We start from the raw sequence: 11,384 nt of genomic DNA, 5'->3' as shown, positions 1-11,384 counted from the left end.
TCCCAACCTCTTTCCTGATTGTGCCATCGCTTCCTCCCGTCAGTGAAATATAGCACGGAAAGAAGCTTAAGAAGACAGTTGGGGTGACGGGTCAGGTTGAGCGGTCCGGCAGAGGGATGTCGATACCGCGGGGCATGTTGTCTACCAGCCATTTTCCGAGGGGCGGGCGGCGAGCGGTCTTTTTCTCCCAAAGGTCCGCTGAAACGAGGACGTATTGACGTCGCGTACCTATCCATTGTGGACCCTCGTGACGCGCGAGCTTTAGTAGTGTCGAAAACTCTCTCTTGGCTTCGGCTATCGTCCAGGTGCTTCTTCTGGCAGGAGACATATGCTCTACGAACCCCGCTCGAGTGCTGCTTTGTCTGCCTCCTCACGTAGCGCCTTGGTGTCGACGTCTGATGCTTCCGTCTTTTCCTCGCGGAGTTTGGGAGCGGCTGCCTGCCAGACGCGCAGATACTGTCCAACGCCCTTGTAGAAGGTCGGCACGGCATTTTCGATATCGACGATGAAGTTCCTGCGTTGGCCTAATCGTGCGCCACAGTCCTTCACCATCACGATATCAAACGACGACACCGTCATTCCTTGTTTGCCATCGATGGCAGGCGTGATGTCCTCGCGTAGATCCTTCAAGGTGAACTGAGTGTGTGAGGCCCTGCCTGGCCAATAAAACCGTATCAGGATGGTGTCATCTTCGGCTTTTTGGAGTTGCTTCAGAAGCCAATTGATCCGCGCTTTCGTTGTCTTGCGATCGCCCGGAGCTTTCAGTTTCATGGAAATGACGATGGAGCGACTACGGAAATCGACGCAAACTTCCAAAGGTGACGCGGCGTCTGGTACATTGTGCGTTGTGTAGACGCATTTGTCTTCGATGAGCTTTTTGACATCGGCTTTGACGCGTTCGGTCGGGTCGGCCGCATGTTTGCGTGGAACCTTAATCTCGACACTTGTTGCGAGTTGACGGCTCAAGATCAGGCTGAGGTCACGTGACTCCTGATGCCACGAACCAACAATCTCCTTCGTTTCATCCGAATTGGCAGAGAGTGTTCCGCCAGCGTGAAGCTTTGAGACGACGTCACCCCAAGAGGCAGGCATCTGGTCGAAACTCTTCACGCCTGCGCTGTCGTGCGTGAGGAACCGCACCATCTCATTCAAAAGGATTTGCTGGTCCCTATCTGAGACGTCTCTGTTGTCGAGCAGGAGCTTCGCTTCCGTGAGGATGTACATCCATGACCAATGAAACAGCGTTGCCTTTTTGCGTGCATGTGCACCCAGCGAGACCGGATGGTGAGAAGGAAGGGGGGCAAATTGGTTTGAGATGGTAATCAGGGCATCGATGCCGTTCTGCTTCGCAATATCGAGGTATGCCTCCAGTTGCTCTGCTGTCAGTTCGGCTTTGCCGACCTTGGCCTCGACCAGGGCAACCCATGTCCGCTTGCCGTTTTCAACCTTGATCAGCCCATCGGGGCGCAGGGCCTTTTCATTCGCCTTCTTCGTGAATACGACTTCGGTGTAGGTTTCAATTCTGGTTCTTACACCGACACTTACGCCCAGGTCGGACAGTAGCGATCGCCCAAACTCCTGCACGTTTTCGAGACATGAGAGAATGATTGAGAGGGTTCGACCCTCTTTGGACGTTTCGGCCAAAACGGGGAAGAGACGAGCACGTTCCCCTTTGAAGTTGTCTGTGCAGAAGTCTGGCATTTTACCCCCCGAAACAGAACGCTAAATATATGCAACCATGGATCAATTGATGAGTAAAGTCCGCGCGTAAAAGTGAAAGCGGAGAGCCAGGGAAAGCGGGCGACGGGCCCCAAAAAACAAAAAGGCGGCCCTGAGGCCGCCTAGTGTGGACGCACCGGGAGGTGCGTCTTCGCCGGAAAGGGCCGCCGGCGTTGGTGCCGGCGGCTGGCTGTTCCTCAGCTGCAGCCGCTCGTCGAGCCGCAGGTGTCGCATTTCAGGCAGGTGCCGTTGCGGACCATGGTGAAGTTGCCGCATTCGCCGCAGGCTTCGCCCTCATAGCCCTTGAGGCGGGCAAGGGCGATCTGGTCGGCTTTCGGTGCGGTCTCGACTTCGACCGGTGCCGCTTCGGCGCTGAGTTCGGCCTCCAGCTCCTCCTGCAGGTCGCGCCTGAACGCGGTGGCCGCCGCCTGGCCCGAGGCCGCCGTCGTCGACCCAGAACTCTTCAGGCTGGTCACGTTGCTGCCCGAGGCAGTGGCGCCGCCGCCGGCCTCGCCCTTCGGGTCGCCGGAGCCGGAGAGCACGCGGAAGCGCTCGGTGCGGCCGCGCACCAGACCCTTGGAGACGACGTTCTCGGTCGGCGAGGGCTTGCCTTCGGCAACGCCGGAGCCCATCGCCGTGGAGCCGATGTCGTTCGGGTCCACATGGGCCAGGTCGTGGCGGCCGAGATAGGAGACGGCCAGCTCGCGGAACACGTAGTCGAGGATCGAGGTCGCGTTCTTGATCGCCTCGTTGCCCTGCACCAGGCCCGCCGGCTCGAAGCGGGTGAAGGTGAAGGCGTCGACATATTCCTCCAGCGGCACGCCGTATTGCAGGCCGAGCGAGATGGCGATGGCGAAGTTGTTCATCAGCGACCGGAAGGCGGCGCCTTCCTTGTGCATGTCGATGAAGATCTCGCCGATGCGCCCGTCATTGTATTCGCCGGTCCGGAGGTACACCTTGTGGCCGCCGACGATCGCCTTCTGGGTGTAGCCCTTGCGCCGATCGGGGAGCTTTTCGCGGTCGCGGATGTGGCGTTCGACGATCCGCTCGACGATGCGCTCGGCCACGGCCGCCGCGCGGGCATTGGCCGGCTCCGACGCGACCATCGCCTCGGCGGCGTCCTCCGCATCGTCCTCGTCCTCGGCAAGGAGCTGGGAATTCAGCGGCTGCGACAGCTTGGAGCCGTCGCGGTAGAGGGCGTTCGCCTTCAGCGCCAGGCGCCAGGAGAGCTCGTAGGCGCTCTTGCAGTCGGCGACGGTGGCGTCGTTCGGCATGTTGATGGTCTTGGAGATGGCGCCGGAGATGAACGGCTGGGAGGCCGCCATCATGCGGATGTGGCTGTCCACCGAGAGATACCGCTTGCCGATACGGCCGCACGGATTGGCGCAGTCGAAGACGGCAAGGTCTTCTTGCCGCAAGTTCGGTGCGCCTTCCAGCGTCATCGCCCCGCAGCAATAGACATTGGCGGCGTCGATGTCGGCCTTGGAAAAGCCGATGGCGGCCAGGAGGTCGAAGCCGGGATCGTCGAGGGCGGCGGCATCGACGCCGAGGGTCTCCACGCAGAAGGTCTCGGTCAGCGTCCACTTGTTGAAGGCGAACTTGATGTCGAAGGCCGAGGCGAGGGAGCCTTCCACGGTCTTGATGGCCTCGTCGGTGAAGCCCTTGGCCTTCAGCGTCTCGTGGTTGACACCGGGGGCGCCTTTGAGCGTGCCGCGGCCGACCGCATAGTCGACGATGGCGCGGATGTCGGTGTCGCCGTAGCCGAGGGTGGCAAGGGCCTCCGGCACCGCCCGGTTGATGATCTTGAAGTAGCCGCCGCCGGCCAGCTTCTTGAACTTGACGAGGGCGAAGTCCGGCTCGATGCCGGTGGTGTCGCAGTCCATGACGAGGCCGATGGTGCCGGTCGGCGCGATCACCGTCGCCTGGGCGTTGCGGTAGCCGTGCTCCTCGCCGAGCGCGAGCGCCCGGTCCCAGGCCTGGCAGGCGGCCTCGACCAGACGGCGGTCCGGACAGGCGTCGTGCTCCAGCGGCACCGGCGGCGTGTTGAGGCCCTCATAGCCCTCGACCATGCCGTGGGCGGCGCGGCGGTGATTGCGGATCACCTTCAGCATCGCCTCGCGGTTCGGCTCGTATTGCGGGAAGGCGCCGAGTTCGCCGGCCATCTCGGCGCTGGTGGCGTAGGACACGCCGGTCATCAGCGCCGAGATGGAGCCGGCAATGGCGCGGCCCTCGTCGCTGTCGTACGGGATCGCCGAGGACATCAGGAGGCCGCCGATATTGGCAAAGCCGAGGCCGAGCGTGCGGTACTGGTAGGAGAGCTCGGCGATGCGCTCGGACGGGAACTGCGCCATCAGGACGGAGATTTCCAGGACCACGGTCCACAGCCTGACGGCATGCTCGAAGGAGACGACGTCGAAGCGCTTGGTCTGGTCGCGGAACTGCATGAGGTTCAGCGAGGCCAGGTTGCAGGCCGTGTCGTCGAGGAACATGTATTCCGAGCACGGATTGGAGGCGCGGATCTCGCCGCCGGCCGGGCAGGTGTGCCAGTCGTTGATGGTGGTGTGGAACTGGATGCCCGGATCGGCCGAGGCCCAGGCGGCGTGGCCGATGTCTTCCCAAAGCTCCGAGGCGTTGAGGGTCTTGGCGACGTCGCCATTGGTGCGGCGGATCAGGTTCCAGTCGTCGCCGTTCTGGGCGGCTTCCAGGAACTCGTCGGTGACGCGCACGGTGTTGTTGGAGTTCTGGCCGGAGACAGTGAGGTAGGCCTCGGAATCCCAGTCGGTGTCATAGGTGTCGAACTGGATCGAGGCGTAGCCCTGGCGGGCGAACTGGATCACCCGGCGGATGTAGTTCTCCGGCACGCCGGCGCGCTTGGCGGCGCGGATCTCGCGCTTCAGGGCCGGGTTCTTGGCCGGATCGAAGCAGTCATCGCCGGGGCCCTGGCAGTTGATGCAGGCCTTCATGATGGCGTTGAGGTGCCGGTTGCAGATCTTGGAGCCGGTGACGAGGGCGGCGACCTTCTGCTCTTCCTTGACCTTCCAGTTGACGAATTTCTCGATGTCCGGATGGTCGATGTCGCAGACCACCATCTTGGCGGCGCGGCGGGTGGTGCCGCCCGACTTGATGGCGCCGGCGGCGCGGTCGCCGATCTTCAGGAAGCTCATCAGGCCGGAGGAGCGGCCGCCGCCGGACAGCGGCTCGCCTTCGCCGCGAAGGGCGGAGAAGTTGGTGCCGGTGCCGGAGCCGTATTTGAACAGGCGCGCCTCGCGCACCCACAGGTCCATGATGCCGCCGCTGTTGACGAGATCGTCGCCGATCGACTGGATGAAGCAGGCGTGCGGCTGCGGGTGCTCGTAGGCGGTCAGGGAGCGGGTCAGCTCGCCGGTGCGGAAGTCAACATAGTGGTGGCCCTGGCTCGGGCCGTCGATGCCGTAGGCCCAGTGCAGGCCGGTGTTGAACCATTGCGGTGAGTTCGGCGCCACCTTCTGGGTCGCCAGCATGTAGCGGATCTCGTCGAAGAAGGCGCGGGCGTCGTCCTCGCCGTCGAAATAGCCGCCCTGCCAGCCCCAGTAGGTCCAGGTGCCGGCGAGCCGGTCGAAGACCTGCTTGGCGGAGATTTCAGAGCCGGTGCGCTCGTCCCCGGACAGGTCTGCCAGCGCCTCGGTATCGGCCTCGGAGCGCCACAGCCAGGACGGGACGGTGTTTTCCTCGACCCTTTTCAGCCGCGCGGGCACGCCGGCCTTGCGGAAATACTTCTGGGCGATGATGTCGCTGGCCACCTGCGACCACGCCGCCGGCACCTCGATGTCGGCCAGCCGGAAGACGATCGAGCCGTCCGGATTCCGGATCTCGCTGGTGGTGGTCCGGAACTCAATGTCCGCATAGGGAGAACGCCCCTTGGACGTGTAACGCCGCTCGATCCGCATCGATTCTGCCTCTTTCAATTCGCTTGTTTTCAGGCCGCGTCCGGACGTGCCGGACCCGTTGCCCGGTCCCTGAAACCCGGCGCCCGCATCTCTGTCTGAAGCCTGCTTAAACCCGATTCGACGATCGGTTATCTAGTGTCTTATGCCGCCTCGAAACACTAAATATAGTGTTAACAGGGTTTGAAAGGCAAATTCTTTGTCACTCCGGGAGCGCCCTTCGACAAGGCACACGAAATCCCCTGCCGGCAACGGGTGAAAAACCCGCATGTCGGCTTGAAAACCCCAGAAATCACAGGAACTTGCCGTACTCGTGCCGCAACGCCCGAAAGGACTCTCGACAGCGAGGGAAAAGCTAGTCTGACTCGGCTTTTGCCGTCAAGCGATAGTGGGGCCAAAACCCTAATCGGCTAAATATTGTGTATGGACTGTGGAGATCGGTTTTTCGGCCGCAAAAGGCGGCGACGCCGAGCCCGAAAAATGCGCCGGAAAACGGGATTTGCGGCGATCGTTACAATTGTAGGCATCTTCTTGAGCGGGGTTTAAGCCGGCTGTGGCAGGGTCACCGTCCGATAATGTGAAACCCCGCAGCAGGCCTAGACAAAATGGCGCACCACACCGCGTTTCGGCGTCCGCCGGAAGACCTCGACGTGATCATCGTTGAGGACTCAAAGCCGATGCAGACCGTGCTCCGATCGATTCTGATGCCGTTGCGCTTTGCGCGCACCCGGGTGTTCGATTCGGCCGACGTCGCGCTCCAGGCGATGCTGAACGAGCCGCCGAGCCTTCTCATCACCGATTGGCGCATGCGCCCGACCAGCGGCTTCCAGCTCCTGCGTGCCATCCGCCACGAGCAGATGGCGCCGCTCTGCTATGTCCCGGTGATCTTCGTCACCGCACACGCCACGCGGCCGCTGGTGGAAAAGGCGATGCGGGCCGGGGCCCATCATCTCCTTGCCAAGCCGGTGTCGCCGGCGCGCATGCACGAATGCATCGCCTGGGTGATCCGCGATTCGCGCGAACTGCATGCCGCCGAGGACGGCTCGGTCGGCATCGAGGGCGTGCGCGAGGCGTTCGACGCCCAGCACGAGCGGATGAAGACGATCAACCGGGCCAAGGCCTTCCACCAGCACATGGAGCGGCGCTCCACCGAGCTGCAGGGCCAGGTCGACCAGATCATGGACAACCACGTCGTCGGCTCCGAACCGGTGACCGCGACCAGCGCCGCCAAGGCCAAGATGCAGGCAAAGCCCGTGTTGCGCTCGCGCCGAGCCGGCGAGGCCGGCGAGTTCGCCGCGGTCAAGCGCCGCTTCGGCTGACCCTGCCGTTGTCATGGCTGGGAAGGCCGTCCGCCGGGCGCTTTGCCCGCCGGGCAATTCCGGCCGCAAGCCTTGCGTGTTGTTCCCGCAACAGGTTCTGGACAAGCGCGGGCGCGGGCGGCATAGTCCGGCCCGTTGTTCCCGGAATTCGGACCTGTCCCATGAAGAACCTTCTTCTCCTCATCTTCACCTGGTGGAACCGCGAGACCGCGGGCACGCGGTTCTTCACCTGGCGCAAGGGCGAACGCGTCGGTGAGGACGAATACGGCAACGTCTATTACCGGGCCAAGAACGCCGGCCCGCTCGGCGAACGGCGCTGGGTGATCTACAGCGGCACGGCCGAGGCGAGCGCCATTCCGGCAACCTGGCACGGCTGGATGCACCACCGCACCGACCTGACGCCGGACGAGGAAAAGCGGACGCCGTTCCCCTGGGAAAAGCCGCATCGCGAGAACCTGACCGGCACCGCCGGCGCCTACCGCCCGGCCGGATCGATCCTCAACACCCGTCCGCGGGCCGAGGGCGATGGCGACTACGAGGCCTGGACCCCGAGCGCCTGAGATACGGGTGCCTGAGATACGGCACCTGGTTCGGCATAGCCGGGGCTTATCCACCTCCGTTCACCCAATCGTGATCCCGCCGACCGCGCGCCGCGAAAGCCGCGTCGGCTGAACACGTCATTATTCGAAGGATGGCCCGTCATGGCCGAAAAGCAGACCTGGTCCGCCGACTCCTATGCGCGTAATGCGCGGTTCGTCTCCGATCTCGGAGCCGATGTCGTTGCGCTCCTCGATCCCAAGCCCGGCGAGCGGATCCTCGATCTCGGCTGCGGCGACGGGGCTTTGACGGAGAAGGTCGCGGCGGCCGGCGCGGAGGTCGTTGCGGTCGATTCCAGCCCGGAATTCGTCGCCGCCGCGAAGGAGCGCGGCCTCGATGCACGGCTGATGGACGGCGAGGCGTTGACTTTTTCCGGCGAGTTCGATGCCGTTTTTTCCAATGCAGCGCTGCACTGGATGCGCGATGCGGCGGCCGTGCTCGACGGCGTTTCCCGGGCGTTGAAGCCCGGCGGGCGCTTCGTTGCGGAGTTCGGCGGCCACGGCAACGTGGCGGCGATCGCCACCGCCATGGTGGCCGTGGCGCGCCATCGCGGCGTCGATCCGGCGATGGCCCATCCCTGGTACTTCCCGACGCCGGCGGAATATGCCGACCTTCTTGAGGCAAAGGGGTTTTCGGTCGAAACGATCTTTGCGTTTTCCCGGCCGACGCCGCTGCCGACCGGGATGAAAGCCTGGATCGCCGTGTTTCGGGATCCGCTGTTCCGGCAGTTCGGGTCTCAGCGCGAGGAGGCGCTCGACGAGGCGGAAGCGCTGCTCGCCCCGGCGCTTTGCGATTCGAGCGGAAAGTGGCACGCCGACTACGTTCGGTTGCGGGTGGCGGCCTCCCTCAAACCCGTTTTTTAAAAGCGCTTTAAACGGTTTGACTGTGCGGACTTGCCATTTGGTCAGCCGCTACGTAAATAACAAAGTACGGATTTCCTTGTCCGGCCCAAGCTAACCGACCACGGGCGAACAGGGTGCGCGCGAGAATTTCCGCGTTGTCCTCAACGCGTTACGCGAACACCGACCGGCTCCCGGTCTCGCCCGTTCGACCAGCACCAACGGCTATAGGATCCGAAGGTTTTGCGCTTGCCGATGCCGGCAAATCGCCACAACGCACGGCAAGCGGGTTATAGGTCGTGACCGGATTCCGGCGCGATCACGATGCGGACGCCGCTTAAACCCAAGCGGGTCGAAACAACATGAGGGGTCGCCAGCGCACGCCATGATGCATCACGCCACGAACAGATTTGTGCGCGTGGTCGGGCGGCGCTCAGCCGGTCCGTGCGAGACCGGCCGACTTCGTCGACGCCGAAAGGCCTCGCGGCTCCTTTATCCCTTTCCTGCCACAGACGGCATCGTCCCGGGAATCGCGGCGCATCAGCGCGCGTGGGGACCCCCGCACGATCGCCGTGGAGTTTTCGCCAAATGGCCAACAAAATGCTTATCGATGCCGCCCACCCGGAAGAGACCCGGGTCGTGGTGGTGCGTGGAAACCGGGTCGAGGAGTTCGACTTCGAGGCCGCCAACCGCAAGCAACTGCGCGGCAACATCTATCTTGCCAAGGTAACGCGGGTCGAGCCGTCGCTGCAGGCGGCGTTCGTCGACTATGGCGGCAACCGCCACGGTTTCCTCGCCTTCAGTGAAATCCACCCGGATTACTACCAGATCCCGGTCGCCGACCGGCAGGCGCTGCTGGACGAGGAGGCCGCGGAAGAGGCGGCCGCCAAGGAAGAGGACGACGCAGCCTCGGCCGACGAGCACGGCGAGGACGCCTCCGACCACGACGATCCGGATTCCGACGAGGACGCCGAAGACGGCGCCCATAACGATGTCGACGACGACGACGAGGACGAGTCCGGTGAGGATTCGGACCACGACGACGATGACGATGGCGGCGAGGAGCCGGATAGCGACGACGATGACGGCGATTCGGGCGACGACGGCGCACCCCGGTCGATGGCCGCATCCGCCGGAGACGGCGACAAGGTGACCGCCGAGGCCGAAGAGCTTTCCGACGACGGCGATGCCGATGACGGCGAAAAGGTGCAGCGGTCCGGTTCCCGGTCCCGCGGCCGGCGCCGCCGGCGGCCCTCGGGCCGCGACCGGAACGGCGATCGCAACGGCGACGACGACGACCAGGTCGAGTCGGTCGGCGCGGAAGACGCCCTTGAGGAAGTGCCGCAGCGCGGCCTTCGCCGCCGCCGTCAGTACAAGATCCAGGAAGTGATCCGGCGCCGCCAGGTGCTGCTGGTCCAGGTCGTCAAGGAAGAGCGCGGCAACAAGGGCGCGGCGCTGACCACCTACCTGTCGCTGGCCGGGCGCTATTCCGTCCTGATGCCGAACACGGCGCGGGGCGGCGGTATCAGCCGCAAGATCACCAACCCGACCGACCGCAAGCGGCTGAAGAAGGTCGCCTCCGATCTCGCCGTGCCGGAGGGCATGGGGGTCATCCTCAGGACCGCCGGTGCCAGCCGCACCAAGTCGGAGATCAAACGCGACTTCGAATACCTCCTGAGGCTGTGGGAGAACGTCCGCGACCTGACCCTGCAGTCCTCGGCGCCGTCGCTGGTCTATGAGGAAGGCAGCCTGATCAAGCGGTCGATCCGCGATCTCTACAACAAGGACATCGACGAGGTGTCCGTCGCCGGCGAGGATGGCTATCGCGAGGCGAAAGACTTCATGCGCATGCTGATGCCGAGCCATTCCAAGCATGTGCAGCCCTATCGGGACGCAACGCCGCTGTTCACCCGGCACGGGGTGGAGGCGCAACTCGACGCCATGTTCTCGCCCCAGGTGACGCTGCCGGCGGGCGGCTACATCGTCATCAACCAGACCGAGGCGCTGGTCGCCATCGACGTCAACTCGGGCCGGGCGACCCGCGAGCACAATATCGAGGATACCGCGCTTGCCACCAATATGGAGGCGGCGTCGGAAGTGGCGCGGCAGCTTCGCCTGCGCGACCTTGCCGGTCTCATCGTCATCGACTTCATCGACATGGAGGAGAAGCGCAACAACCGCTCGGTCGAGCGCAAGCTCAAGGAATGCCTGAAGTCGGACCGGGCGCGCATCCAGGTCGGCCGCATCTCCCATTTCGGGCTGATGGAAATGTCGCGCCAGCGCATCCGCACCGGCGTCCTGGAAAGCTCCACCGAGGTCTGCCCGACCTGCCGCGGCACCGGCACGGTGCGCTCCACCGAGTCCGTCGCCCTGCATGTGCTGAGGGCGCTGGAAGACCACCTGATGCGCGGCGTCAAGCATCACCTCAGGATCCGCACCCGCGCCGAGGTGGCGCTTTATATCCTCAACCAGAAACGGCCGCACCTGGCCGACCTGGAACATCGTTTCGGTCTTTCCGTCTCGGTCTTCGCCGACGAGATGATCAATGGCGAGCACTTCATCCTGGAGCGCGGCGATCCGATCGAGCGGGTCGAGCGCACCGGTGTGGAGGCGATCGCGCCGGATCAGGTGCGCGCCGACGAGATCGACATGGAAGAGGATGAGGACGACAGCGACGCGGATACGGATACGGATACGGACGGCGACGAGAAGAAGTCGTCGAGCCGCCGCCGCCGCCGGCGTCCGCGCCGTCGCCCGTCGTCGGACCGGGACGGGTCCGACCGGGACGACTCCGAGACCTCGCAGAGCTCCGATGACGGCGAGGACGAGCTTGCCGTCGCCGACGAGGGCGGTGACGACGCCGGCGACAACGGGTCTTCCGACGGCGACGACAGCGACAACAAGCGCCGCCGCCGGCGAGATCGGCGAGGCGCCCGAGATCGACGGCGAGGAGCCGGCCGAGGATGTCGAGCTGGGTCCGGAGCGTT

At 64.1% G+C, this 11,384-nt stretch carries 6 protein-coding genes; 4 read left to right on the top strand and 2 right to left on the bottom strand.

The window, feature by feature from the left end; genetic code table 11:
- Positions 1-333 precede the first annotated feature (333 nt).
- The gene (locus CH339_RS22930; protein ID WP_111436738.1) at positions 334-1,701 is read right to left on the bottom strand and encodes a hypothetical protein; all 1,368 of its coding nucleotides are present in this window, start codon (positions 1,699-1,701) and stop codon (positions 334-336) included.
- Between the two features lie 215 nt (positions 1,702-1,916).
- Complete coding sequence (locus CH339_RS22925; RefSeq protein ID WP_111436737.1) at positions 1,917-5,645, bottom strand: vitamin B12-dependent ribonucleotide reductase; 3,729 nt, start codon at positions 5,643-5,645, stop codon at positions 1,917-1,919.
- Between the two features lie 602 nt (positions 5,646-6,247).
- Between CH339_RS22925 and CH339_RS22920 the strand changes: the two genes are divergently transcribed.
- The 4 genes from CH339_RS22920 to CH339_RS22905 all read left to right on the top strand — a co-directional run.
- Positions 6,248-6,961 (top strand): response regulator, encoded by a 714-nt coding sequence (locus tag CH339_RS22920; RefSeq protein WP_111436736.1) that lies wholly within the window; start codon positions 6,248-6,250, stop codon positions 6,959-6,961.
- Positions 6,962-7,122: 161 nt separating this feature from the next.
- Positions 7,123-7,521 carry an NADH:ubiquinone oxidoreductase subunit NDUFA12 gene (locus CH339_RS22915; protein ID WP_111436735.1) on the top strand — a complete coding sequence of 133 codons (399 nt, stop codon included), beginning with the start codon at positions 7,123-7,125 and terminating at the stop codon, positions 7,519-7,521.
- Positions 7,522-7,662: 141 nt separating this feature from the next.
- Positions 7,663-8,421 (top strand): class I SAM-dependent methyltransferase, encoded by a 759-nt coding sequence (locus tag CH339_RS22910; protein WP_111436734.1) that lies wholly within the window; start codon positions 7,663-7,665, stop codon positions 8,419-8,421.
- 564 nt (positions 8,422-8,985) lie between these two features.
- On the top strand, positions 8,986-11,384 hold a 2,399-nt coding region (locus CH339_RS22905; protein WP_111436733.1), incomplete at its 3' end, for an Rne/Rng family ribonuclease.

It is taken from the genome of Rhodobium orientis (genome assembly GCF_003258835.1).
GTDB lineage: Bacteria > Pseudomonadota > Alphaproteobacteria > Rhizobiales > Rhodobiaceae > Rhodobium > Rhodobium orientis.
The sequence above is the reverse complement of the archived record's forward strand: the minus strand, read 5'-3'. Positions and strand labels throughout refer to the sequence as shown.